Source organism: Halomonas sp. DP1Y21-3 (assembly GCF_019801245.1).
In the GTDB taxonomy this organism is placed as follows: Bacteria; Pseudomonadota; Gammaproteobacteria; order Pseudomonadales; family Halomonadaceae; genus Halomonas; species Halomonas litopenaei.
In genome coordinates this window covers 123,172-146,047 of record NZ_JAHVJM010000008.1, presented here as the reverse complement: position 1 = coordinate 146,047, position 22,876 = coordinate 123,172, and the positions used below count along the sequence as shown (strand labels likewise).

Annotated in this window: 21 protein-coding genes; 11 read left to right on the top strand and 10 right to left on the bottom strand. The window is 64.6% G+C overall.

Features of this window, described 5'->3' with window-relative positions; translation table 11 throughout:
• Positions 1 to 185 precede the first annotated feature (185 nt).
• Together KUV74_RS20065 and ampC are read left to right on the top strand one after the other, a co-directional pair.
• Positions 186 to 884, top strand: a complete 699-nt coding sequence (locus tag KUV74_RS20065) for a glutathione binding-like protein (RefSeq protein WP_222517188.1) — start codon at positions 186 to 188, stop codon at positions 882 to 884.
• 257 nt (positions 885 to 1,141) lie between these two features.
• Complete coding sequence (gene ampC / locus KUV74_RS20060) at positions 1,142 to 2,347, top strand: class C beta-lactamase (protein ID WP_222517187.1); 1,206 nt, start codon at positions 1,142 to 1,144, stop codon at positions 2,345 to 2,347.
• Positions 2,348 to 2,607: 260 nt separating this feature from the next.
• Here ampC and KUV74_RS20055 read toward each other — a convergent pair whose 3' ends face one another.
• Positions 2,608 to 2,889 carry an addiction module antidote protein gene (locus KUV74_RS20055; protein ID WP_045991840.1) on the bottom strand — a complete coding sequence of 94 codons (282 nt, stop codon included), beginning with the start codon at positions 2,887 to 2,889 and terminating at the stop codon, positions 2,608 to 2,610.
• Positions 2,886 to 3,188: a type II toxin-antitoxin system RelE/ParE family toxin gene (locus tag KUV74_RS20050; RefSeq protein WP_045991841.1), complete on the bottom strand. Its 303-nt coding sequence runs from the start codon at positions 3,186 to 3,188 to the stop codon at positions 2,886 to 2,888. Before KUV74_RS20050 ends, KUV74_RS20055 begins: the two co-directional genes overlap by 4 nt.
• 680 nt (positions 3,189 to 3,868) lie before the next feature.
• Here KUV74_RS20050 and dusA point away from each other — a divergent pair.
• Positions 3,869 to 4,876: a tRNA dihydrouridine(20/20a) synthase DusA gene (gene dusA / locus KUV74_RS20045; protein ID WP_409996595.1), complete on the top strand. Its 1,008-nt coding sequence runs from the start codon at positions 3,869 to 3,871 to the stop codon at positions 4,874 to 4,876.
• 247 nt (positions 4,877 to 5,123) lie between these two features.
• Here dusA and KUV74_RS20040 read toward each other — a convergent pair whose 3' ends face one another.
• A complete protein-coding gene (locus KUV74_RS20040) occupies positions 5,124 to 6,158 on the bottom strand; it encodes a succinylglutamate desuccinylase/aspartoacylase family protein (protein ID WP_045992886.1) in 1,035 nt (344 codons plus the stop codon).
• A 182-nt stretch (positions 6,159 to 6,340) separates the two neighbouring features.
• Here KUV74_RS20040 and KUV74_RS20035 point away from each other — a divergent pair, with 182 nt between their 5' ends.
• Entirely contained in the window at positions 6,341 to 6,955 is a 615-nt protein-coding gene (locus tag KUV74_RS20035) for a TetR family transcriptional regulator (protein WP_108449083.1), read from the top strand.
• Between the two features lie 51 nt (positions 6,956 to 7,006).
• Here KUV74_RS20035 and KUV74_RS20030 read toward each other — a convergent pair whose 3' ends face one another.
• The 4 genes from KUV74_RS20030 to KUV74_RS20015 all read right to left on the bottom strand — a co-directional run bounded on the left by KUV74_RS20030 (position 7,007) and on the right by KUV74_RS20015 (position 14,195).
• Positions 7,007 to 7,747: a hypothetical protein gene (locus KUV74_RS20030; RefSeq protein ID WP_052704358.1), complete on the bottom strand. Its 741-nt coding sequence runs from the start codon at positions 7,745 to 7,747 to the stop codon at positions 7,007 to 7,009.
• A gap of 303 nt (positions 7,748 to 8,050) precedes the next feature.
• Entirely contained in the window at positions 8,051 to 11,245 is a 3,195-nt protein-coding gene (locus KUV74_RS20025) for an efflux RND transporter permease subunit (RefSeq protein ID WP_222517186.1), read from the bottom strand.
• Positions 11,242 to 12,639 carry an efflux RND transporter periplasmic adaptor subunit gene (locus KUV74_RS20020; RefSeq protein ID WP_222517185.1) on the bottom strand — a complete coding sequence of 466 codons (1,398 nt, stop codon included), beginning with the start codon at positions 12,637 to 12,639 and terminating at the stop codon, positions 11,242 to 11,244. Before KUV74_RS20020 ends, KUV74_RS20025 begins: the two co-directional genes overlap by 4 nt.
• 92 nt (positions 12,640 to 12,731) lie before the next feature.
• A complete protein-coding gene (locus KUV74_RS20015) occupies positions 12,732 to 14,195 on the bottom strand; it encodes a TolC family outer membrane protein (protein ID WP_108133278.1) in 1,464 nt (487 codons plus the stop codon).
• A 348-nt stretch (positions 14,196 to 14,543) separates the two neighbouring features.
• On the opposite strand from KUV74_RS20015, the gene KUV74_RS20010 reads away from it, so the two are divergent.
• Positions 14,544 to 15,458, top strand: a complete 915-nt coding sequence (locus tag KUV74_RS20010) for an alpha/beta fold hydrolase (protein ID WP_222517184.1) — start codon at positions 14,544 to 14,546, stop codon at positions 15,456 to 15,458.
• Positions 15,459 to 15,613: 155 nt separating this feature from the next.
• Here KUV74_RS20010 and KUV74_RS20005 read toward each other — a convergent pair whose 3' ends face one another.
• Entirely contained in the window at positions 15,614 to 16,459 is an 846-nt protein-coding gene (locus tag KUV74_RS20005) for a fructosamine kinase family protein (protein WP_222517183.1), read from the bottom strand.
• Between the two features lie 108 nt (positions 16,460 to 16,567).
• On the opposite strand from KUV74_RS20005, the gene KUV74_RS20000 reads away from it, so the two are divergent.
• Complete coding sequence (locus tag KUV74_RS20000) at positions 16,568 to 16,879, top strand: YqfO family protein (protein ID WP_108133275.1); 312 nt, start codon at positions 16,568 to 16,570, stop codon at positions 16,877 to 16,879.
• Positions 16,880 to 16,981: 102 nt separating this feature from the next.
• On the opposite strand, the gene KUV74_RS19995 is transcribed toward KUV74_RS20000, so the two are convergent.
• The gene (locus KUV74_RS19995) at positions 16,982 to 17,539 is read right to left on the bottom strand and encodes an NUDIX hydrolase (protein ID WP_045992893.1); all 558 of its coding nucleotides are present in this window, start codon (positions 17,537 to 17,539) and stop codon (positions 16,982 to 16,984) included.
• 101 nt (positions 17,540 to 17,640) lie between these two features.
• On the opposite strand from KUV74_RS19995, the gene KUV74_RS19990 reads away from it, so the two are divergent.
• The 4 genes from KUV74_RS19990 to KUV74_RS19975 all read left to right on the top strand — a co-directional run bounded on the left by KUV74_RS19990 (position 17,641) and on the right by KUV74_RS19975 (position 21,485).
• Entirely contained in the window at positions 17,641 to 18,273 is a 633-nt protein-coding gene (locus KUV74_RS19990; RefSeq protein ID WP_108133273.1) for a CoA pyrophosphatase, read from the top strand.
• 40 nt (positions 18,274 to 18,313) lie between these two features.
• Positions 18,314 to 18,973, top strand: a complete 660-nt coding sequence (locus KUV74_RS19985; RefSeq protein WP_108449077.1) for a 2OG-Fe(II) oxygenase — start codon at positions 18,314 to 18,316, stop codon at positions 18,971 to 18,973.
• 12 nt (positions 18,974 to 18,985) lie between these two features.
• Positions 18,986 to 20,620, top strand: coding sequence for a PAS domain S-box protein (locus KUV74_RS19980; protein WP_222517182.1), 1,635 nt, complete (start codon positions 18,986 to 18,988; stop codon positions 20,618 to 20,620).
• 193 nt (positions 20,621 to 20,813) lie between these two features.
• Positions 20,814 to 21,485, top strand: coding sequence for a response regulator transcription factor (locus KUV74_RS19975; protein ID WP_124804117.1), 672 nt, complete (start codon positions 20,814 to 20,816; stop codon positions 21,483 to 21,485).
• 83 nt (positions 21,486 to 21,568) lie between these two features.
• Here KUV74_RS19975 and KUV74_RS19970 read toward each other — a convergent pair whose 3' ends face one another.
• Positions 21,569 to 22,126, bottom strand: coding sequence for a DUF6624 domain-containing protein (locus KUV74_RS19970; RefSeq protein ID WP_222517181.1), 558 nt, complete (start codon positions 22,124 to 22,126; stop codon positions 21,569 to 21,571).
• Between the two features lie 269 nt (positions 22,127 to 22,395).
• Here KUV74_RS19970 and KUV74_RS19965 point away from each other — a divergent pair, with 269 nt between their 5' ends.
• Positions 22,396 to 22,869, top strand: a complete 474-nt coding sequence (locus KUV74_RS19965; protein ID WP_124804121.1) for a nucleoside deaminase — start codon at positions 22,396 to 22,398, stop codon at positions 22,867 to 22,869.
• Positions 22,870 to 22,876: the final 7 nt, after the last annotated feature.

Below are 22,876 nucleotides of genomic sequence, written 5' to 3'. Positions count from 1 at the left end.
CGCCTGGCGACGCTCGAATCCGTCGTCGGGTGCTACCCTCCAGACGTTGGCTGACGGCTTTCCCCGGTTCAGGTCAAGGGCGACGCCTGTCTCGATCGCTCCTTGCTCGCACCGTCAGTTCGTACTTCCAGCCACCAGATGTCAGCGTCACGCTCCCTTCGTTCTTCACCACAAGGAATGTCCCCATGACCGACCTTTCCCGCTTCCCCATCACTGCCAAGTGGCCGGCGACACACCCCGAGCGCCTGCAGCTCTATTCGCTGCCGACCCCCAACGGGGTCAAGGTCTCGATCATGCTGGAGGAAGTCGGGCTGGACTACGAAGCGCACCGGGTCAACTTCGATACCAGGGACCAGCACTCTCCGGAGTTTCTCTCGCTCAGCCCCAACAACAAGATTCCCGCGATCCTCGACCCCGACGGCCCTGAAGGCCAGCCGATCGGACTGTTCGAGTCAGGCACGATTCTGCTGTACCTGGCCGACAAGACCGGCCAGCTGGTGCCCCAGACGCCCCAGGCCTACTACCAGGCCCTGCAATGGCTGATGTTCCAGGTCGGCGGCGTGGGCCCGATGTTTGGCCAGATCGGCTACTTCCACTTCTTCGCCGGCAAGGAATTCGAGGACAAGCGCCCTCTTCAGCGCTACGTGGACGAGGCCAAACGCCTGCTTGGGGTGCTGGACAAGCGCCTGGAACAGCGCGAGTGGATCATGGGCGAGGACTACTCGGTGGTGGATATCGCCATCCTTCCCTGGATACGCAACCTGGTCTACCGCTACGACGCCGGGGATCTGGTCGAGTTTGCCAACTTCCCCCACGTCGACCGCACCCTCCAGGCGTTTCTCGAGCGTCCCGCCGTGCAACGAGGCCTCAAGGTCCTGGCCTGAGGCGATACAGCAGGCGCTACCAGGGTGAAGGTGGCGATCGGTGAATGTGGCGACCGTAGAGGTAGAGCGAGACGAAATGAGGTGAGAGCCGCACGATCGAACCTCATCCCACGGGTGACTCGCCGCCGGGTTCAGGCGATGATTGTGCCGGCACAGCAGACTCCGTGAGCCTTCAAGGCGCGCCGTCCTGTGCCTGTCCGCCTGCCCCGTGGCCCCACGGCCCCGGGCAACACCCCCACACGACGGAATCACCGCTCATGCCCGTTCGCCCCGTTCATCTTCTGCCCCTCGTCTTCGCCGTGGGGACCACCTCCGCCCAGGCGGCCTCCGCGCCTAAAGACGCCGACCGGACTACCGTCGAGCAGCAGAGTAGCCGATCCTGCGAAAACCCGACCATGGACCAGCAGATCGAGGCACTGATGGATCACCACGGCATCCCGGGGGTGTCGGTGGCACTGATCGACCACGGCAACATCTGCCTGAGCCACTACGGCGTCGCCAGCCGGGAGTCCTCGACCGGCGCCGCCGTGAACGACGACACCCTGTTCGAGATCGGCTCGGTCAGCAAGACCTTCACCGCGGCGCTGGGCGCCTGGGTGCAGCAAGGCGGAGCCTTCTCCCTGAGCGACAGTGCGGCCAGCATCGAGCCCGACTTCGAGGGTCGTCCAGTAGGCGAGGTCAGCATGGTAGAGCTTGCCACCTACACCGCCGGCGGCTTCCCGCTGCAGTTTCCCGCGGGCGTCGAAGACGCCACCCTCCACGACTACTTCGTGAACTGGCAGCCGGACTTTGCCGCCGGCACCAAGCGCCTGTACTCGAACCCCAGCATCGGCCTGTTCGGCCTGCTCGCGGCCCAGAGCGAAGGCTCAAGCTTCGCTGAGCTGATTCAGGACAGCGTGCTGCCCACACTTGGCCTCGATGCCACCTGGCTTACGGTGCCCGACGACCAGGCCCGCCACTACGCCCAGGGCTACAACGGCGATGACCAGCCCGTGCGCGTCAATCCGGGCCCGCTGGACACCCAGGCCTACGGCATCAAGACCACGGCACGGGACCTGGCACGCTTCGTTCAGGCCAATATCGACGCCTATCAAGGCAGCCAGGACGACCAGCGCATGGCACAAGCCCTGCTGGCCACCCACCAGGGCTACGCCACCGTCGGCGAGATGCAGCAGGGACTCGCCTGGGAAAGCTACGCCCTGCCGACGACCCTCGATACGCTGCAAAACGGCACCACCGCAGAGATGGCGCTGGAGCCCCAGCCTGTCACCATGCTCGAGCCGTCAGGCGAGCCACAGCCCCAGCGCTGGTACCACAAGACCGGCTCCACCGGCGGCTTCGGCGCCTACGCCGCCTTTATGCCGGCGCATGAACTGGGCATCGTCATCCTCGCCAACAAGCGCTACCCCAACGGCGAGCGCGTCGAAGCCGCCTGGCGGATACTGGAGGCGCTGGAGCAGTAAGAACGAAAAGTGCTTGAACCCGGTGCCGCCCGGAGCAATGAAACAAGGAGCGAAGCAAGGGCGAAGCACGGGGCTGTGCAAAGGCAATACATGGGGCAGAGAAGCGTCTACGACCGGTGGTAGGCACTAACCGAGCCAACCAATGAAACCAGACGGCCTGGGCGCTGAATTCTCCAGCCCTCAGGCCCTGAAAGCCGCAGCACAAGCACCGGGGGGAAGCGCTTGGAAAAGACGATAGCTTGTCTGAATCGCAGAAAGCGTCAGGGAGCGTCGGCTCGCAGCGTGAAGCCAAGGGCATTCATGACCTTCATGACTGTCGCAAAACTTGGGTTCCCATCGGCCGAAAGCGCCTTGTAAAGCCCTTCGCGGGTCAGGCCGGTATCGCGCGCCAGTTGCGTCATGCCTCGCGCTCGAGCGATATCGCCAAGCGCCGCCACGACGAGAGCGGGATCACCTTCTTCAAGGCAGGCCTCAAGATACAAGGCCATGTCTTCTTCCGTCTGCAGATGGTCAACGACATCCCATTTCTGAAGTGTGCTCATGGTGCCTCCGTCAACTCCCTCGCCAATCGCTTGGCGAGTTCGATATCTCTGGCCTGGCTGGACTTGTCGCCGCCTGCCAGCAAAATGATCAGTTCGTGCCCCTTCTGGACGAAATACACTCGGTAACCAGGCCCGTAATGGATCCTCAGTTCCGAGACTCCCTCACCGACAGCCTCACAGTCACCGACGTTACCCAGTTCAACGCGCCGTAGCCGAGCCAGTATCCTGGCCTTGGCCCTGGGATCTCGCAGCTTGGCGAACCAGGCAGCATAGGACTGCGTCTCGCGGATCATATTCATACCATCAAGTGTTAACCATAGTTAACACCTTGACAAGATTTTTGCTCGGCGTACCACGGCCTTATCCCAATGACCTAAACGCCCCCTTGGGGCTGGTACACTACGCGCCCTCTCCTGCCCGACCTCTTGATGCCGATGACTGACCGAGATCCCCTGGCCCAGGCCCTCCGCTTTTCCGTGGCGCCGACGATCGGTCGGAGGTAAAGCCCACAGTCACGGGCTTTCCCGGTATCGTGCGCCAAAAATGCACCAGCAAGAAACAGTGGCACGGATCCTACCGCTGAAGTTGCGCTTGTCGGTGAGACAGGCGCGAGCATGGATGTGACGAAAGCATACGTGCGCATTAGAGGCGGCCCCGCTGACCTTCCCCTGACATATCGCCTTTTCAAGGTCTCATTGAGCATAAATCGCCTCCTCTCGCCTGGTGGCCCGTCGCGCCGAGGTAAGGCGCAATCCCTCGTCGGTACCACGATACTCGCGTCGCCGGAAGGCCAGCGCCAGCAGTCCTCCATCTGCAAAGTTTTCCTCGCTGCTCCAATTTGGCGGTAGAACGCAAGGCCAGGGGCAGACTGCGAAGCACCTCTGCTCCGACTCGTACCCGCCGCACAGTCACCACACCAACAATGAAAACGCCCCCTTGGGGCTGGTACACTACGCGCCCTCTCCTGCCCGACCTCTTGATGCCGATGACTGACCGAGATCCCCTGGCCCAGGCCCGCCGCTTTTCCGTGGCCCCCATGATGGACTGGACGACACGCGACTACCGCGTATTCGCGCGCACCCTGACGCGCCGGACGCTCTTGTACACCGAGATGGTGACCACTGGTGCGATCCTTCACGGGCGTCCGCGCGAGCGCTTCCTCGGCTACGACGAGGTGGAGCATCCGCTGGCGCTGCAGTTAGGTGGCAGCGATCCAGGAGAACTCGCCGAGTGCGCGGCGATCGCCGAGGAGTGGGGCTACGACGAGGTCAATCTCAACGTGGGTTGCCCCAGCGACAGGGTCCAGAACAACCTGATCGGGGCCTGCCTGATGGGTCATCCGGACAAGGTGGCGCTGGCGGTGGCGACGATGCGCGAGGCGGTGTCGATTCCGGTGACGGTGAAGTGCCGTATCGGGATCGACGATCAGGACGAGGACGCCGATCTCGAGCGCTTTATCACCCAGGTGGCCGACGCCGGCTGCGAGGTGTTTATCGTGCACGCGCGCAAGGCCTGGCTGCAGGGGCTGTCCCCCAAGGAAAACCGCGACGTGCCGCCGCTGAATTATCCGCGGGTGCATCGCTTGAAGGCCAGTCGCCCCGATCTGCATATCGGCATCAACGGCGGCATCAAGAGCCTCGAGGAGTGCCAGACGCAGCTTAATCACGTCGACAGCGTGATGGTGGGTCGCGAGGCCTACCAGAATCCCTGGCTGCTGGCCCAGGTGGACCAGGCGATCTACGGCGAGCCGGGGCCTGCTGACAGTCGCCACGCCGCCGCCATGGCGCTACGCCCTTACATCCAGCGCCGCCTGGAAGAAGGTGCCAAGCTCAACCATATCACCCGCCATCTGCTTGGCCTGTTCCAGGGCTGCCCCGGCGGGCGCCGCTTCCGTCGACATCTGTCGGAGAACGCTCATCGCGACGGCGCGGGCCTGGCGGTGTTCGACGATGCCCTGGGCCTGGTGCCGGAGCCCGCCAGCGCCTGACAACAGCTGCACGACACTCCGCTGCACGGGCAAACCTGCCCTGCAAAAAAGACAACGGCCGAGCGATCTACTCGGCCGTTCTTTATTGGGTCCGGGGTTGGGGACTCGATATTCATCAAGCCCTCTGGACATCTGTCTCGCTAGCCCTACCGCTACCTCTGCCGCCACCCTCATGCCTTAAGATAAGCGAGTGCTCACCTGCATGTGCAACCTTGGCTCTTGGGTGAACCGCTTCACGCCTTGAGGCCTAGTAGAGTGAATCGGGCGGCGGCTCCAGGCTCGAATGGAAGGTCTCGATGGCACTTTCGGCTTCTTCGATGGCGTCGAAGCGGGCGATATGGAACAGCGCCTCGCCTTCGTTGGCCAGGGGCAGCCGGCTCATGCCGATGACGATGCCGTCGGCCATGGACAGGATCTCGCCTTCGGTCTCGCCGAAGGGATCGGCGACCTTGCCCAGCACCTGCCCCTTGGCGACCCGGGCTCCCAGGCGCACCTTGGGCCTCAGGATGCCGTCGATGGGCGCACGCGCCCAGCTCGACCCATTGGCGACCTCCGCTGCCGGCGGCTTGCGCCGGCGTTGCTCGCCGGTGAGCATGTCGAGCCGGCGCATCACCCGCAGCACCCCTCGGACACCAGCGGTGATCGCCCACTCGTCGAAGCGCAGCGCCTCGCCGGCCTCGTAAGTGAGCACTGGCGTACCGCGAGTCTGGGCGTAGTGGCGAAGGCTGCCTTCGCGCAGCTCGGCGTTGAGAATCACCGGGGCGCCGAAGGCGTCGGCCATGCGCCGGGTCTCCTCGCCGGCGTCACCCAGCTGGGCGCGGATCTGCGGCAGGTTGGTGCGGTGGATGGCGCCGGTATGAAGGTCGATGATGTGGGTCGCGTGGTCGACGATCTGCTCGCGAAACAGCGCCGCGATACGCCCCCCGAGCGAGCCTGATTCACTGCCGGGAAAGCAGCGATTGAGATCGCGCCGATCCGGCAGATAGCGAGAGTGCTGAACGAAGCCGAAGATATTGACGATCGGCACCGCGATCAGGGTGCCGCGCAGACGGTTGATCTGGCGCGAACGCAAAAGACGCCTGACGATCTCGACGCCGTTTATCTCGTCGCCGTGGATGGCGCTGCACACCAGCAAGGTGGGACCGGGCTGGCGTCCGTGAACGACCTCCACCGGGATATCCAGCGGTGCATGGGTGTAAAGTTTGGCCACCGGCACGTCGATCTGGGCACGCGTGCCCGGCTTGACGGTAATGCCGGCCAGTTCGAAGGGGGCTCTTGCCATGGAAGTTCCTTAGTCGCCATGCCGCGCCGTCGACAACACGACAGCACCTGTCGTCCTTATACCTTTGTGACGTCGCCAAAACGAGCCCAATTTACCTCAGTGCGCGTATCGATGCCGCTGATCTCGCGGGGCCAGTCCGGTAGAATACGCGGACTGACCCACCGCCGGAGCGCCCCGCCCCCATGCCCCGCCGTACCAAGCAAGAAGCCGCCGCCACCCGAGCCGCATTGCTCGATGCCGCCGAGGAAGTGTTCCTCGAGCGCGGCGTCTCGCGCGCCTCGCTCGAGGTCATCTCGCGACGGGCCGGCGTTACCCGGGGCGCCCTGTACTGGCATTTTCGCAACAAGGGCGATCTGTTCCGGGCCATGCTGGAGCGTGTCCATCTGCCGTTCGAGGACCTGCTCAATGAGCTCGACGACTCCTCGGTCGATCACCACCCGCTGGAGGCCATTCGCTTGAGCTGTCATGTCGGGTTGCGTCAGGCCGATACTCCGCGCCACCGCCGGGTTCACGGTATCCTGCTGCACCACTGCGAGCGTACCGACGATTTCGACCCGCTGGAGGCCAAGGCCGAGATCGCCCGAGAAACCTGCCAGGCCTTGCTGCGCCAGTTCAAGCAGGCTGATCTCAAGCAGCAGCTACGCCCCGGGCTTAGCCCGGAGCGTGCCACCGACCTGTTTCACTATGCCCTGAGCGGGCTGTTCTGGGAGTGGCTGCGCGCGCCCCAGGCCTTCACTCTAAGTGAACGAGGCCCTGCCCTGGTCGATGACCTGATCAGCCTGATCGGTCGCGACTGACCCGTCGTCGCGAACCGGCACTCGATCGACTCGGGAAGGGCTCGACACGCTTCAATGCTGATGGCCGTGGGAGTGACGATGGCCGTGGTAGTGGTGCCCGTGCGTCGGCGCCTCATGGGGTGGTACCGGTTCATGGCGCTCGATCAGCTTGAGCCTTACCAGCCGGGTACGCGCATCGAGAAACTCCTGCTCGGCCACCGAGCGGAAGCTGTCGTGCTCTTCCAGGTACTTGACCAGCACCCGTACTTCCCCTTCCCGCGGCATCGCCCCCGGCTTGCCCCTCAGGCAGATCTCCCGGGTTCCGTCCGAGCAGAGCACCGCACGGCAGCACCCCTGGCCATCGATGAAGCCGACCACCTGAACACGCTCGCCCAGCAGGCAACGGCGGTTGAACGAGGGCCGATCGCGATAGCGCTTCAACAGTACCCGACAGAAGCGGGATGCCAGCGGGGACGACAGCGCAAAGGCTCCCCACAGCACCACGATGCCCAGCGGCACGATCACGATCGCCAAGTTGACCCACTGCAGAATCAGCAGTTCCGCCACTAGCGTGAAGACAGCAGCGAACAGGATCAGCGCGGTCAAGGCCACCGTCACCGGCACCCCGGCAAACCCCAGCGATACCATCGTGCTGGCCATATGATCGTCACGCAGGCTGTCACGTTCGAACAGCTGCAGCGGCACCAGCTTCAATGCCACCAGGATCCAGTAGAGCGCGACGAGTGGAAGCAGCACCGTGAACAGAATCAGCGGAAAACTCAGGGCAATGTCCCTGATCAGCGTTATGTCCATACCACCTCCCGTGGCGTTGCCACTTGCGTACTTGCTACCCGCAGCATAGCGCCATAGGCCACAAACCTCGACCCGCACATCCCAATTTTTCCTTTGGCGACAGCATGTTGCAACGCACAATATGCTGCACTGCACACTTCCCCCAGGCCCGCCACAAGCTTGTAATACGAAATAAAAAGCTCCCTGTCACCAGCGACTCACCGCCTCTGCAGCATAAAAAAAGCGCCGCCTGGAAAGGCGGCGCTTTGACCTGCATCAACCATTCTACCGATGAGGGGCGGTCATGTTGACCCGCCCACTGGTTCAATGATCGGTGGCAGTGCCCTTGGCTTCTGAGGCGTTCTCGTCCTCATCGTCGTCGGAACCACGCTCTCCGAACAAGCGCAGGGAGAGCGACGCGATCATGGCGTAGAACGACGGCACGAAACAGCTACCCAGTATCGCCACCGAGGCCATGCCCATGGCCACCGTGGTACCGATGTGGTGGCTGCTGGTGTCACTGGCGCCGGTGGCCATGGCCAGCGGCAGGGTGCCGAAGATGAATGCCATGGAGGTCATCACGATGGGCCGGAAACGCAGCTCCGCCGCGGTGATCGCCGCCTCGCGGATGGTCTTGCCCATCTCCTTGCGCTGCAACTCGGCGAACTCGACGATCAGGATGGCGTTCTTTGCCGCCAGGCCGATGACCACCAATACCCCGATCTGGACATAGACGCTGGTATCCAGGCCACGCATGGCGATACCGGCGATGCCCCCGAGGAAGGCGAACGGCGTGGCGGTCAGTACCGCCAGCGGCAATGACCAGCTCTCGTACTGCGCCGCCAGGATCAGGAACACCATGACCATGCCGAAGATGATGGCGATGGTGCCGGCGTTACCCGCTTCACTCTCCTGGTAGGCGGTACCGGTCCAGCCCATGCCCCAGTCGCTGCCAAGCGTATCCTGGACGATCCGCTCCATGGCCTGGAGCGCCTGGGTCGAGGAGTAGCCTTCCGCCGGGCCACCCTGGAACTGGGCCGCCGAGTAGACACCGAAACGCGTCACCACTGCAGGTGCGGCCGTGCGCTCGAGGGTCACGAACTCCGACAGCGGAATCCGCTCACCGTTGCCGCCGCGCACATAGACGTTGTTGATATCGTCTGGCGTGTCGCGGTACTCCGCCTCGTTCTGCAGGTAGACCTGGAAGTTGCGGTTCTGGTAGCTGAAGAAGTTGACGAAGCCGTTGCCGAAGGTGTTCGACAGGGTGGCGTTGAGGTCGGTCAGCGACACGCCGTAGCTCAGCGCCTTTTGCTGGTCGATCTCGGCGCGGAAGGACGGCACGTTGACGCTGAAGGTCGAGAATACCTGGTTGAGCGCCGGGTCCTGGTTGGCCGCCTGCATCACCTTGAGCGAGGCCTGGTAGATCTCCTCGGGGGTGGCACCGGAGAACGACTGCAGGTAACCGGTGAAGCCGCCGGTGGTGGACAGGCCGATGATCGGCGGCATGTTGAAGGCCATGACGTTGCCGCCGTCGACCTCGGCACCGATCTGGAAGATCCGGCCGATCAGGTCATCCACCGTGGTCTCGCGCTCGTCCCAGTTGTCCATGTTGATGAAGATGATGCCGCGCGCGGTGTTGACCGAGCTGGTCAGCATGTCGTAGCCGGCGATGGCCGAGGAATAGCGCACACCGGGCACTTCCTCGATGCGCTTGCTGACCTCGGCCATGTAGGCCTTGGTGCGGCTGAGCGATGCCGAGTCCGGCAGGCTGACCGCCGCCAGGGCGATGCCCTGGTCGGTTTCCGGCACCAGCGTCGAGGGCGTGTTCTCGTAGAGCCAGAAGGAACCGGCCCCGACCAGCCCCACCAGCAGCAGGGTCAGCACCCAGGCCTTGACCAGCGCCTTGACCGCCACCATGAACACCCTGGTGACGCCGTCGAAGAAGCGGTCGAACAGGCGCAGCGGGGTGCGCACCGCCCGCATGAAGGAGGATTCCTTCTTGTGCAGGTCGTGCTTGATGAAGATCGCCGACAGCGCCGGGGTGAAGGTCAGCGCCATCAGCGCCGAGAACGCCACCGAGATGGCGATGGTCAGGGCGAACTGCTGATAGATCTGCCCGGTAAAACCGCCGAGGAAGGCCACCGGCACGAACACCGCCGCCATGATCAGCGAGGTGGCGATGACCGGCCCACCGACCTCCTTCATGGCCTGGATGGTGGCCTGGCGAACCGTGATCTCCTCGTCCTCCGACAGCACCCTTTCGACGTTCTCCACCACCAGGATGGCGTCATCCACCACGATGCCGATGGACAGCACCAGAGCGAACAGCGTCAAAAGGTTGATCGAGAAGCCGAACACGTAGAAGCCTGCGAAGGTGGCCAGTACCGATACCGGCACCACCGACATGGCGATCACGGTAAAGCGCCAGTTCTGCAGGAAGATGAACAGGATGACGCCGACGATCAGGAAGGCTTCGATAAAGGTGTGGAAGACGGTTTCCACCGAGGCGTCGATGAACAGGGTGGTGTCGTAGGGCACCACGTACTCGAGGCCCGGCGGGAAGCGCACCTCCAGCTCGTTCATCTTTTCCTTGACCATGTCTGCCGTCTGCAGGGCATTGGCGCCCGGCTGCTGCTGGATCATGATCGGCGTCATGATGGCGCCGTTGAGGCGTGCCTCGACGCCGTAGAAGGAGGCGCCCAGCTCGATCCGCGCCACATCATCCAGGCGCAGCGCAGAGCCGTCCTCGTTGGTGCGCAGCAGGATGTCGCGGAAGTCGTCGGCGCTGGACAGACGTCCGCCGGCGGTGATGGTGTAGGTGAATGCTCGCGGGCTGTCGATCGGCGTGGACGCCAGGCTACCCGCCGGTACCTCGGTGTTCTGGGCACGAATCGCCGCCGCCACCTCGGTGGGGGTCAGGTCGTACTCGGCCAGCTTGTTGGGGTCCATCCAGATGCGCATGGCGAACTCGCCACCGCCCAGCACCTCGGCCTCACCGACGCCGGGAATCTGGCGCAGCTCGTCGAGAATGTTCAGGGTGGCGTAGTTCTGCATGTAGATGTTGTCGTAGTCGTCCTGGGGCGAGATCAACGACACCAGCATCAGGATCGAGCTGGAACGCAGCTCGACCTGGACGCCCTGCTCCTGCACCGCCTCGGGCAACTGGGACAGCGCGCCCTGGACCCGGTTGTTGACGTTGATGGTGTTGATATCACCGTCGGTCCCGATGTCGAAGGCCACGCTCAGGCTCATGGAGCCGTTGTCGGAGCTGGTCGAGTTCATATAGAGCATGTTCTCGACGCCGTTGATCGCCTCCGCCAGTGGCGCGGCCACCGTCTGCGCCACGGTCTCGGCATCGGCACCCGGGAAGGTGGCGCTGACCGACACCGTGGGCGGCACCACGCTGGGATACTGCTCGATCGGCAGTACCCGCATGCTCATCGCCCCGATGATGGTCAGGATGATCGCCAGGACCGAGGCGAAGATCGGCCGCTTGATGAAGAAGTTGGCGAAATTCATTCGTTACCCTCTCCTCGAGCCTCCTCGGCCTCCTGATCGCCCTGCGGCGCGTTCATCGGCGCCTGCTGGGCGGCCTGGGTGGCACTCGCGGCATCCTCGCCCTGACCAGCGCTCTCGGCAGTGCCCTGCCCGCTCTGTTCGGCCGCTGGCTCGCCCGGTGACGCCGCTGCGCCCTGCTCAGCTTGCTCGGGCGCGGCCTGGCCGGCGCCCTGCCCCTGTTGCTCGTACTGGGCTTCTTGCATCAGTGCCTCGGCGTCGCCGTCGAACGGCTGGGGATCGATCGGGGTACCCGGCTTCAGGCTGCCCGGATCACCGACCACCACACGCTCGCCGGGTTCGACGCCGTCGAGGATGATCTGCCAGGCGCCCGCCAGCTCGCCGAGCTGCACCGGACGCGCCCTGGCGACGTTGTCTTCATCGAGCACGTAGACCTGCGGGCCCATCAGGCCCTGGGTCAACGCCAGCTCCGGCACCGCCAGCACGCCGAAGCGAGCCAGCCCCTCGATCTTCACGCGCACGTACTGACCCGGCAGCACCGCGCCGTCCGGGTTGGCAAAGGTGGCCTCCGCCTGGACGGTGCTGGTCTCGGGATCGACACGGGAGCCAAGGAAATCCAGGTGGCCGCTGAGCACGGCAGGCTCATCCCCACGCGAAGAGAACGCTTCGAGCGAGGCGGCGATGTCCTCGATGCTCATGTCCTTCAACTGACGACGCAGCTCGAAGGCGTCGTTCTGAGGCATCTGGAAACGGACCTCCAGCGGGTCCAGCGGAGTGATGGTGGCAAGTTCGGTATTGGGTGACACCAGGTTGCCGACATTGACCTCACTGAGACCGATCACGCCAGACACCGGCGCCGTGACCTCGGCGTAGTCCAGATCGAGCTGGGCGCTCTTCAGCGCCGCCTCGGCCTGGGCCACGCTGGCCCGCGCGACGCGCGCGTCGGCCAAGGCCTGGTCGACCTGCTGACGGCTCACCGAGTTCTGGGCTGCCAGTTGCTGGAAACGATTGGCGTCACGCTCGGCCCGCGACAGCTCGGCCTGGGCGCTGGCCAGGTCGGCCTCGCGCTGGGCCACGGTGGCCTCGTACAGGTCCGGCTCGATGGTGTAGAGGCTCTCACCCTGCTCGACCTGATCGCCGGGTTCGAACTTGCGCTCCTCGAGCACACCGGTGACACGTGCGACCAGGGTGACTTCCTGCTCGCTCATCAGCTTGGAGGGGTAGGACTTGTCCAGAGGAATGTCCTGATAGGCCAGCTCGGCCACCTCGATGGCCTTGGCGGGTGGCTGACCACCGGCCTGGCCGGCGGACGGGTCTTCTTCCTGACCACAGCCGACCAGCAGCAATGCCGCCGCCAGGGCGGCCCAGAGGCGGCCGCGATAGATGGTGGTTTTCATCCCTTGATTCCTTCGGGGTAATTGGATCGTCAGATGCCGGGCGCTGACCGCCTCGAGGGAGGAGGCGGTCAGTCTGGACGCCAAGGCGTGCGTCAGCCGTCCTGACTCGGCGGTGCACCGATATCGAGAACCGCGTCGTATTCGTCGGCCTCGCCCTGCTCCGGCAGGGTGAAGTTCACCTGCCCTTCCTCGACCAGGAAGGCGTTGAGCTCGGCGATATCCTGGGCGTCGAGCACCCCCGCCTGACGGTGCAGACTGAGCAGGTTGATCACGTAGTTGAAACGGGCATCGGCGTAGTCAGCGATGGCGTTATACAGGTTCTGCTCGGCGTTGAGCACGTCGACGATGTTGCGGGTACCCACCTCGTAGCCCGCGCGGGTGGCATCCAGGGCACTCTGGTTGGAGACGATGGACTGCTTGCGCGCCGCCACCGTGGAGACGTCATTGCTGACCTGGGTGTACAGCGAGCGCACCTGCAGCACCGTCTCGCGGCGCTGGGACTCGAAGTCGTACTGGCTGGACTCCAGGTCGTAGGTGGTCTGGCGCACCGAGGCGCTGGTCCGACCGCCGGTGTACAGCGGCATGCTGGCGCTCACGCCCACCTGGCTGTTGGAGTTGTAGTCCTCGAAGTTGTCACGCTCGTCGTCGCTGTAGGCGTAGTTGGCGAAGGCCTCCACCACCGGCAGATCGGCGGCCCTGGCCACATCGATCCGCTCACGCGCCACATCGACGCCCGCCTGCTGCGCCAGCAGTTCCGGATTGCGCTCGATGGCAAGCTCGATCCAGGCATCACGACTGGACGGCTCGGGCAGCGCAATAGGCAGATCGTCCTGGAGCATCTCGATGCTGTCGTAGCGCTTGCCGGTCAAGCGCTCCAGCGCCTCGAAGGCCACCTGGAGGTCGCTCTCGGCGACGATCCGGTCGGCCCGTGACTGGTCGAAGGTCGCCCGCGCTTCCTCGACCTCGGTGATCGCGATCAAACCGACGTCGAACTGCTCCTGGGCCTGCTCGAGCTGACGCCCGATGGCGCGCTCCTGGGCCCTGCGAGCTTCGAGGATCTCGTAGGCACGCAGAATATCGAAGTAGGCCGACGAGGTGTCGATCAACACCTGCTGCTCGGTAGCCGCCAGGGTGTAGGTCTGCTGCTCCAGCTGGGCCTCGGCCACGTTCACTTCGCGGCTGTTCAGGGCGTCGTAGAGCTTCTGGGTCGCCTGCAGGTTGAGGCCGTAGCTGAGGTAGTCGTCATCGCTGCCGGTGCCGCTGAAGCCTGACTGCGACTGGGTCTCGAAGATATGGTTGTAGGCCGCCTCGCCGGAGGCGGTCACCTGAGGATTGAGATCCGCCTGTTCGACGTTGATGCCTTCTTCCGCACTACTGGTGGTGGACCGCTCGGAGGCCAACTCGGAGTTGTTGTCCAGCGCGTCGCGGGTAATGGTCAACAGATCGGCGGCCTGGACCTGGCCCATCATCAGGGCGGCGACAGCGGCACACAGAAGGCGGCGGCGAGAAGGAACCCGCGAGGTCAGAGTGACGGGGACTGGTCGGGAAGGCGTCATTGATAGCATCCTCGGATCTGTTGCTCGGCGTTGTCCACAAGTCCCTTTGACCAGGCCACAGAGACATCACACCAGGGACGCCGCGCGACGCGAGCACGACCTCCCTGACACACTGTCCTTGCCATTTCCTGGGCGCCTCGACTTCCTGGAAAGCACCGGGTGGCGTTCGAATCTAGGGGTATTCGATATACATACATTGTCGCATGTTTGGCGTCGTATTCTACCGCCCTTCATGCAAGGATGGTGAAAAATTCGCAATTCCGCACTATATTGCTGGCTAAACCATAATGCTGCACTGCAACACAGCCAAGATCGCCCTCCCCTGCAGGACCATCACCAGGAGCCACCATGGACACTCTGAGACTGGTCACCTTCCGAGAGCTCGAGATCGCGGTACGCGTGTTTCATCCCGAGGCCCCCAGAACCGTCATCGCCTGGCACGGACTGGCACGCCACGGCGGTGACTTCGCTGCCCTGGCCCGGGAACTTGGCCCCGAATGGCGAGTCCTGGCACCCGACACACCGGGGCGAGGGCTGTCGAGCTGGTCGCTGTATCCTGCCAATGACTACTTGTACTCCCACTACATGACAGTCGCGTTGGCGGTCATGGACCACTTCGAACTCGACCGGGCAGCCTGGGTGGGTACCTCCATGGGAGGGCTGCTCGGCATGCTGCTGGCCGCCGATCCATCCAGTGCAGGCCGCATCGAGCGACTGGTGCTCAACGATGTCGGTCCGGAACTGGTGCCACAAGGCCTGGCCGAACTGGCCACCTACTTCACCGTCCCCCACCGTTTTTCCCGCTTGAGCCAACTGGAGGCGGAGCTTCGCCGCCACTACGCCGGCTTCGGCATCGATGACGAGGACGCCTGGCGCCAGCTTACCCTGGAGAGCGCTCGCCGCCTGCCGGACGGTAGCTGGACCTACCACTACGACCCGCGCATCGGCGAGCAATTCGTCCACGACACGCCCAGGGACACCTGGGCCGACTGGAAGGCCATCCGCTGCCCCTTGATGGTCGTGCGTGGCGAAGACTCACCTTTGCTGTCCGAGGATATCGTCACCCGCATGGGCGAGGCCCAGCCACAGCTCGAGACGCTGGCGGTCCCGGGCTGCGGCCACGCCCCGATGCTCGATCGCCCGAGCCAGGTTGCACCGATCAAGGCCTTTCTCGAGAAAAGCCTCGCCGAGCAGCCTCACGAGCCGTCCAGGGCGATCACGCGTCCCTGGTGGCGGCGCCTGCTGGGGCTCGGCGCCTCCTGAAGCCCGCTCTGTCTAGGCGCTGTCCGAAAAGTCGACGAGCGAAGGTTAGACAAGGCAAAAATCGGTGAGAAAGCGCAGTTTACGGGGTGTAAATGAGCATTTTGATCCGATTTTTAACGCCGTATTACCGAGCGCAGGCACTTTTCAGACAAGCCCTAGTCGTTGGAGTCCTGCTCCAGCCGCGTGATCGTTCGCAGCACTGCCGCGTGATAGCCACGGCCGAACAGCAGCAGGTGATTGAGCAACGGATAGAGCTGGAAGGCGGCTTCGCGCCGGGGCCAGTCGGCGGGGGCGCGCTCCCGCCCCTGCGCCTGCCAGTAGGCCTCGAAAAAGGCCTCGCCCGGCGCGCCGAACAGCGTCAGCATGGCCAGATCCACCTCCGGGTAGTGGCGATAGACCGCCGGGTCGATCAATGCCGGGCCCCGCGAACTGTGGATGACATTGCCGGACCACAGGTCCCCGTGCACCAGACTCGGCGCCTGGTCAGGCAGCCACGCCTCGAGCTGGTCGGCCACCTGCCCCAGGCGGGCAAGTTCGCTGCGCGACAGCAAGCCGCGGCCGTGGCAGGCCTCGCCCAGAGGCATCAATCGGCGCTCACGCTGGAAGGCGCGTCCGTCGTGAAGCGGCGCATTGGGCTGGGGCGTCGCCCCGCAGGCGTTGTCGTGCGCCCAGCCGTGGGCGGCCTCGCAAGGCGCGTGCAGCTCCGCCAGCCCTCGCCCCAGCGCCGTCCAGTCGGCGGGCCCCGGCTCCAGTGCTTCCATCACCAGCCAGGAGCCGACCTGGCCCATCACTGCGGGTATCACCAGCGAGCTACCGGCATCGCCGAGTGCGGCAAGGCCCTCGGCCTCTCCTGCCAGGCGTTCAGGATCGTCGCGCTTGGCCACCACCGCGCCCTGCGCTGTCTCGATCCGCCACACCTCGGCCATATCACCCCCCGACAGGGCACGTGGCGGTGCCGTGGCGGCTAGCCCCAGCGTCTCGAGGGCGTCATTCAGTTTCATGCTGGCTCCTGCTGGCTGCTGGCAGATTCGCCGGGCGCAGGTTGCGCGTCGCCACCCTCGGGTGGTACACCCGGCTCGACCATCCCCCAGCTTACGCAAGGAGACCCCATGTACAAGCTTGCCTTCTTCGTGCCTAGAGACGACGCCGAGGCGGTCAAGGAAGCCGTGTTTGCCACCGGTGCCGGACGCATCGGTGACTACGAGGCCTGCTGCTTCCAGACCGCCGGTCAGGGCCAGTTTCGCCCGCTGGACGGCGCCGACCCGCACATCGGGCAGGTGGGTGAGCTTGAGCGGGTAGAAGAATACAAGGTGGAGCTGGTGTGCGAGGACGAGCTGATCGGCGCCGCCATCTCCGCGCTCAAGCTGGCCCACCCCTACGAGGAGGTAGCCTACGACGTCTGGCGGCTGGCAGATCTATAACGCGAACGAAAGCGGACGAGCCGGCCAGGGGCCTTTCGAATCTGCGTCGGGCCACCGGGGGCAGACCTGGCCCCGCCCCCGGCAAGCCTTGAAAGAGTGCCGTCAGGCGCTGCCGAAGAAGCGCCTGCGCTGATCCGGTGTGATATCGCTGATGTGCAGCGGGAAGGTCGCGCTTGCGCGGTCCTCGAAGAAGTGACGCAGGGTACGCTCGATGGTGGGAAAGGCCAGTTCGTCCCAGGGCACCTCGTGCTCCTCGAACAGCGCGACCTCAAGACTCTCGGGGCCGGCGGCGTAACCTCCATCGAGCTCGGCGAGAAAGATCATGAACACCTGATTGATATGGGGCAGGTCGATCATGGTGTAGAGCCCCGACAGCGCTACCTCGGCGCAGGCCTCCTCGCGGGTCTCGCGCCGTGCTGCGTCCGGGGTGGTCTCGCCGTTTTCCATGAATCCCGCCGGCAGCGTCCAGTAGCCTTCACGCGGTGCGATGGCGCGACGACACAGCAGCACCCGTGACCCGCAAACCGGCAGCGTGCCGGCCACGATGCGCGGGTTCTGGTAGTGGATCGTGCCGCAGTCGTCACACAGGTAACGCGGACGGTCGTCCCCCTCGGGGATGACGAAACGGACGGTCTGCCCGCAATGGCTGCAAAAATTCATGGGCTGCAATCGTTCATGTCGCTCCCGGCTCGGGAATGGAGGACGGGCTTGACGCCACTGCACGGGGCTGGGTACAAGGAGTGAAACCCTGCGGATCCCCCATGTTAGAGAAACTTCGCAAACGCCTGCAAGCGCATTCCCCCCGCCGCCTGACGCTGAAGCTGCCCGAGGCGGCGGTACTCATTCCGTTGGTCGATCGGCCCGAGCCCGGCCTGCTGTTCACCCGCCGCGCAAGCCACCTGTCGACCCACAGCGGCCAGGTCGCCTTTCCGGGCGGCAAGCGGGAGCCTCATGACGCCGACCTGCTGGCCACCGCCCTGCGCGAGTCCGAAGAAGAGATAGGCCTGCCCCCCGGCCAGGTAGAGGTGCTCGGCCAGCTCTCTGATGTGCTGTCGCTGCATGGTCTCAAGGTCACCCCTTTCGTCGGACTGATTCCGCCGGATCTGCCGCTGGTCCCGGACCTGGGCGAGCTGGACGCGATCTTCGAGGTGCCGCTGTCGCACTTTATCGATGACCAGCGTACCCACACCGACGTGATCCCGGTGGACGGCAACGACATCTATGTACCGAGCTACCTGATCCCCGCCGACCAGGGCGACGACTACGTGATCTGGGGGCTGTCCGCCATGATGCTGGTGGAGCTGCTGGCCAAGGGATGCGACCTGGACATGAGCCTTTCTCGCCGCCCGGAGGGTAGACTACGCCATCTGCCTCCGAGAAGAGCGCCAAGATGACCAGGCACGGCCCCGCGATGACAAGACGAGCACCGATTTCATGAGCTACCCCGATCCCTGCCCCCTGCCGCCGCAACGGATGGAGGAGCTGGTGGACGCCCTGGTGGAACGCGGCTTCTATGTCGGTGAAGCGATGATCGACGCCGAGCTGTGCCAGGCCTTGCACGCCGAGGTCGAGGGCCGAGCGCACCAGCAGGCCCTGGCCCGGGCCGGCATCGGCCGCGGATCCGACTTCGATACCCGCGAAGACATTCGTGGCGACGCCATCCACTGGCTCGATCGGGAAACCCTGGCCCAGCGCCGCTATCTGGACGCCATGGGCGAACTCCAGCAGAGACTCAACGAGAGCCTGTTTCTCGGCCTGTTCGAGTACGAGGCGCATCTGGCCCGCTACCCTGCCGGAGCCTTCTACCGTCGCCATCTCGACAGTTTCCGAGGCCGCGCCAACCGCGTGGTCTCCACGGTAGGCTATCTCAATCCCGACTGGCCGGAAGATGGCGGAGGCGAGATGGTCATCTACGCTGAACAGGACCCGCAGAGGGAGCTCACCAGGGTCGCCCCCAGGGCCGGCACCCTGGTGTGCTTCCTGTCCGAGCAGGTGCCGCATGAAGTACTGCCGACCCGCCTGCCCCGCGCCAGCATCGCCGGCTGGTTCAGACGCAATGCCTCGCTGGGTGGCGTGGTAGACCCGGCTCGCTAGGGCCTGATGACCATGCGCCACGACAGCAACGACGCTAAAGCCTCCAGCGCCGAACCGCGAACCGAAGAGGCACGCTTGCGCCAGCAGGTAGAGGCGCTCAGCGAACGGGTACAGCAGCTCGAACAGGAGAAGCGCCACTATCAGTGGCTGGCCGAGAGCACCACGGATCTGATCTCGCGCCACGACCACAACGGCGTCTTCCTCTACGCCTCCCAGGCCGCCAGGACCCTGCTGGGCTATGATCCTGACGACTTGATCGGTGTATCGGCCTACGACCTCTTCCACCCGGACGATCTGGCGGCGCTGCTGTCCAAGTCCCCTCGTATCTACTACCACGAGGGCTTCTACGAGCAGACCTACCGTTTTCGCACCCGCAGCGGCCACTACATCTGGTTCGAGACCACCAGCCGTACCCGTCGCGACCCCGCTACCGGCGAACTCACCGACGTGCTGTGCGTCTCCCGCGACGTCAGTCGGCGGGTCGAGTCCGAGGCACGCCGCGAGCGTCTGGCAAGGGTGGTGGAATCGACCACCGATTTTGTGCTGTTCTGCGACCAGGACGAACACGTGGTCTACTGCAATCAGGCCGCACGCAGCCTGTTCAGGCTCGACGACGAAGGCGCAAGCACGACCATTGCCGAACTGTTGGTGCCAACGTCGGCACAAAGATGGCGTGAACAGGTGCTGCCTGCCGTCACCCTGGAGGGGCGCTGGAGTGGCGAGCTGGCCCTGGCCTCACCCTCAGGCGAGATCCCAGTGCTCAGCGTGGTCCAGCTGCACCGTGAACAGGGAGGGCAGACGCGACTGTCGATCCTCAATCGAGATCTCAGTCTGCGCCTGGAGGCGGAGGCCCAGGCACGCCGCCATCAGGAGCAGATCACCCACGCCAATCGCCTGGCGAGCCTGGGTGAACTGGCCACCAATATCGCCCACGAATGCAATCAGCCGCTGGCGGCTATGGGCAACTACGCCAGCGGCGCGCTGATGCAGCTCGAGCGCGACCCCGACCAACCCGCCCACCAACTGGCGCTGCCCCTCAACCGCATCAACGATCAGATTCAGCGCCTATCCGAACGCTTCAAGCATATCCGTCGCTTCGTTCGCCGCGGCAGTCTTCACCTCGCGCCCCAGGATCTCGCCGAGATCATTGGCCAGGCCTGCGACCTGTGCGAGCCCCAGTGTCGGCACGAAGGCGTGCATCTGGCGTCACGCCTGGCCCCTGGCCTCGACCTCGTCATGGCCGACGCCATCGGCCTGGAACAGGTACTGGTCAACCTGATCCGCAACGCTCTCGACGCCTGTCGCGACATCGCCACTCCGCCCAGGCCTCCGTGCATTCGCCTGGAAGCCTACCCGCTTGGCTCCCGCGAATGCTGCGTGGACATCGTCGACGGCGGCCCCGGCGTGGCACCAGAGCAACGCCAGGGCCTGTTTACGCCCTTCGTCAGCGGCCGCAAGGACGGTCTCGGCATGGGGCTATCGATCAGCCTGTCGTTGATCGAGGCCATGGGCGGCAACCTGGTGCTGATCGATGACGGCGACCCACCGAGCGCAGACGCTCTTCCCCCCGGTCCCGGTGCGAGGCGGCCAGAAGATCCTGACGCGCCACAGGGTGCGCGCTTTCGCATTACCCTGCCCTCCGCCTGAGGGCTTGAACAGCTGATACCTCGGCGCGTCCCCTGACTTGAGGCGCCAAGCGCCAGCCAGGCGGAGATCAGGCACCAGGCTTTGTACGAAAACCCGGCGACCAGGCATCGCCTGGCACGGTCCCCTTTGGCCGGGGGATCGGCTAGCATAGGGGCCTGCCCGCGAGACTCGCCCAACCAGCGAAGTGACCATCATGCCTGTCGACACTGCTGACCAGCCAACCATCGCCATCATCGACGACGACGATGACCTGCGCGAGTCGCTCGCCTGGCTATTGCAGTCGGTGGGACTTGGCAGTCAGGGCTACGCCAGCGGCGACGCCTTTCTCGCCTCGTCGCGGCACCATGAGGTGCTGTTGCTGGACGTGCGCATGCCCGGCCTCAGCGGTCTGCAGGTCCAGCAGCGGCTGGCCGAGCGAGACCGTTGTCCTCCCCTGATCATGATGACCGGTCACGGTGACGTGCCCATGGCGGTCGCCGCGTTGAAGGCGGGAGCCTTCGACTTCATCGAAAAGCCCTTCAATCAGCAGCAATTGATCGATGTCATCCAGCAGGCGCTGGCCCACCACCAGCACCGGCAGCGGGCCCAGGCCGATCTCGAAGAGCTGCGACAGCGATACGAAGGGCTGAGGGCCAACGAACAGGCCATTCTGGTCGAGGTGGCCCGCGGGCTTACCAGTCGAGAGATCGCCGAGAAGCTGACGCTGAGCGCCAAGACCGTGGAGGTCTACCGTCAGCGCATCATGAAGACACTCGGCGCCGATAGCCTGGCGCATCTGGTCAGGCTGGCCGTGGCGCTGGGACTGGTGGCAGCACTGCCCAGGCAGGATAGCGACGTCGGCCGAGATGCCGGCGCACCGTCATGAGTCTGGTGATAAGGGCAGAGTGAGAGGCCACCAACTGGCAGCCGGCTCAGTTCGACATGCAGCAGGAAGTGATGCAAAGCGGTTCAGGCCGAACGCTGTAGCCAGTCATCCGGACCCGCTAACCCCGGTCCCCTCAGCCGTGCCAGACGACTGGACAGCGGCTCCAGCCCGAGCGCCTGACGACGTCGATCGACGTCATCCGGCCGTTCGATGACGCTGGGCACGGGCCAGCCGTCGTCGCCGATCTCGAATTGGGTGCCATAGCGCTGGGGCCGACCGGTCAGGACCCTTATGCGATCCTCGAGAAAGGCCAGCTGCCACCCGGGCGCCTGGCCGGCGGCAACCGCCTGAATCAGTGCAGAACAGCAGCGTTGCATGAAATCCACGTCGAAAACCGCGTGCATCGCGATGTACCAGGCTGCTTCGCTGCCGTCTTCCCCGACGGTGTCCTTGCCCGGCCAGCCGTGACGATCGATGACCGCAGACAGGCGCTCGGCGTTGGCCTGATGCAGCGCACGCACTCGCGGATGATAGTCGGCGGAGGGGATCTCCCCCGAGGCCGCGAGTTCATCCAGCAACGCTCTATCCTGCTCGGCCAGCGCCACCATCTGCTGGGCCAACATGGTATTCCTCGTGTTCATGCAACGCACCTCATTTGCAGGCCAGCTTGCCGACAACCTACAGCGTCCTAGGGTTACCCTTCGGCATCAATAGTCGATCCGCCGGGCGCTGCGTAGGAAAATGCCGACGCCAGAAGCATATTTCAGTGAAGAATCACGTATCTGGCTGTCCGTCATCGGACAACTTTGGTCCATGCTAGAGTCAAGCCAAGGCCACAGATATCCCTCCCCGGAGGCATCCTTCCCCAGGCAGGAGGCCGCCCGCGGATCATCTTTATGAGGAATACTGAATGAATTCGACCGATCGTCAGCACCTGCGCCGCTGCGTTGACCTGGCCAGGGAGGCCCTCGAGGCTGGTGATGAGCCGTTCGGCTCGCTGCTGGTGGATCCGCAAGGGCAGGTTCGCTTCGAGGATCGCAACCGCGTCGCCGGCGGTGACGCGACCCGCCACCCCGAATTCGCCATCGCCCGCTGGGCGGCCGAGCACCTCAGCGTCGAAGAGCGCGCGCACTCGACCGTCTATACCTCCGGTGAACACTGCCCCATGTGCGCCGCGGCGCATGGCTGGGTCGGACTCGGACGCATCGTCTACGCCAGCTCCTCAGAACAGCTCGGCCGCTGGCTAGGCGAGTGGCAGGTGGCACCTGCCCCGATCGCCCCGCTGCCGATCCAGACCATCGTGCCGAGTGCCGAGGTGGAGGGGCCGGTTGAGGAGTTTGCCGACGAGATTCGCGAGCTGCACCGGCGGCTCTACCGGAAGTGACGTCGTG

Coding starts and splice junctions, on each gene's coding strand:
- KUV74_RS19995 (WP_045992893.1), bottom strand. CDS start 17,539: ATGAATTTTTGCAGCCATTGCGGGCAGACCGTCCGTTTCGTCATCCCC.
- KUV74_RS20055 (WP_045991840.1), bottom strand. CDS start 2,889: ATGAGCACACTTCAGAAATGGGATGTCGTTGACCATCTGCAGACGGAA.
- KUV74_RS19985 (WP_108449077.1), top strand. CDS start 18,314: ATGAGCTACCCCGATCCCTGCCCCCTGCCGCCGCAACGGATGGAGGAG.
- KUV74_RS20000 (WP_108133275.1), top strand. CDS start 16,568: ATGTACAAGCTTGCCTTCTTCGTGCCTAGAGACGACGCCGAGGCGGTC.
- KUV74_RS20010 (WP_222517184.1), top strand. CDS start 14,544: ATGGACACTCTGAGACTGGTCACCTTCCGAGAGCTCGAGATCGCGGTA.
- KUV74_RS20050 (WP_045991841.1), bottom strand. CDS start 3,188: ATGAATATGATCCGCGAGACGCAGTCCTATGCTGCCTGGTTCGCCAAG.
- KUV74_RS20030 (WP_052704358.1), bottom strand. CDS start 7,747: ATGGACATAACGCTGATCAGGGACATTGCCCTGAGTTTTCCGCTGATT.
- KUV74_RS19980 (WP_222517182.1), top strand. CDS start 18,986: ATGCGCCACGACAGCAACGACGCTAAAGCCTCCAGCGCCGAACCGCGA.
- KUV74_RS20025 (WP_222517186.1), bottom strand. CDS start 11,245: ATGAATTTCGCCAACTTCTTCATCAAGCGGCCGATCTTCGCCTCGGTC.
- KUV74_RS19965 (WP_124804121.1), top strand. CDS start 22,396: ATGAATTCGACCGATCGTCAGCACCTGCGCCGCTGCGTTGACCTGGCC.
- KUV74_RS20040 (WP_045992886.1), bottom strand. CDS start 6,158: ATGGCAAGAGCCCCCTTCGAACTGGCCGGCATTACCGTCAAGCCGGGC.
- KUV74_RS19975 (WP_124804117.1), top strand. CDS start 20,814: ATGCCTGTCGACACTGCTGACCAGCCAACCATCGCCATCATCGACGAC.
- KUV74_RS20015 (WP_108133278.1), bottom strand. CDS start 14,195: ATGACGCCTTCCCGACCAGTCCCCGTCACTCTGACCTCGCGGGTTCCT.
- KUV74_RS20020 (WP_222517185.1), bottom strand. CDS start 12,639: ATGAAAACCACCATCTATCGCGGCCGCCTCTGGGCCGCCCTGGCGGCG.
- dusA (WP_409996595.1), top strand. CDS start 3,869: ATGCCGATGACTGACCGAGATCCCCTGGCCCAGGCCCGCCGCTTTTCC.
- KUV74_RS20005 (WP_222517183.1), bottom strand. CDS start 16,459: ATGAAACTGAATGACGCCCTCGAGACGCTGGGGCTAGCCGCCACGGCA.
- KUV74_RS19990 (WP_108133273.1), top strand. CDS start 17,641: ATGTTAGAGAAACTTCGCAAACGCCTGCAAGCGCATTCCCCCCGCCGC.
- KUV74_RS20035 (WP_108449083.1), top strand. CDS start 6,341: ATGCCCCGCCGTACCAAGCAAGAAGCCGCCGCCACCCGAGCCGCATTG.
- KUV74_RS19970 (WP_222517181.1), bottom strand. CDS start 22,126: ATGAACACGAGGAATACCATGTTGGCCCAGCAGATGGTGGCGCTGGCC.
- KUV74_RS20065 (WP_222517188.1), top strand. CDS start 186: ATGACCGACCTTTCCCGCTTCCCCATCACTGCCAAGTGGCCGGCGACA.
- ampC (WP_222517187.1), top strand. CDS start 1,142: ATGCCCGTTCGCCCCGTTCATCTTCTGCCCCTCGTCTTCGCCGTGGGG.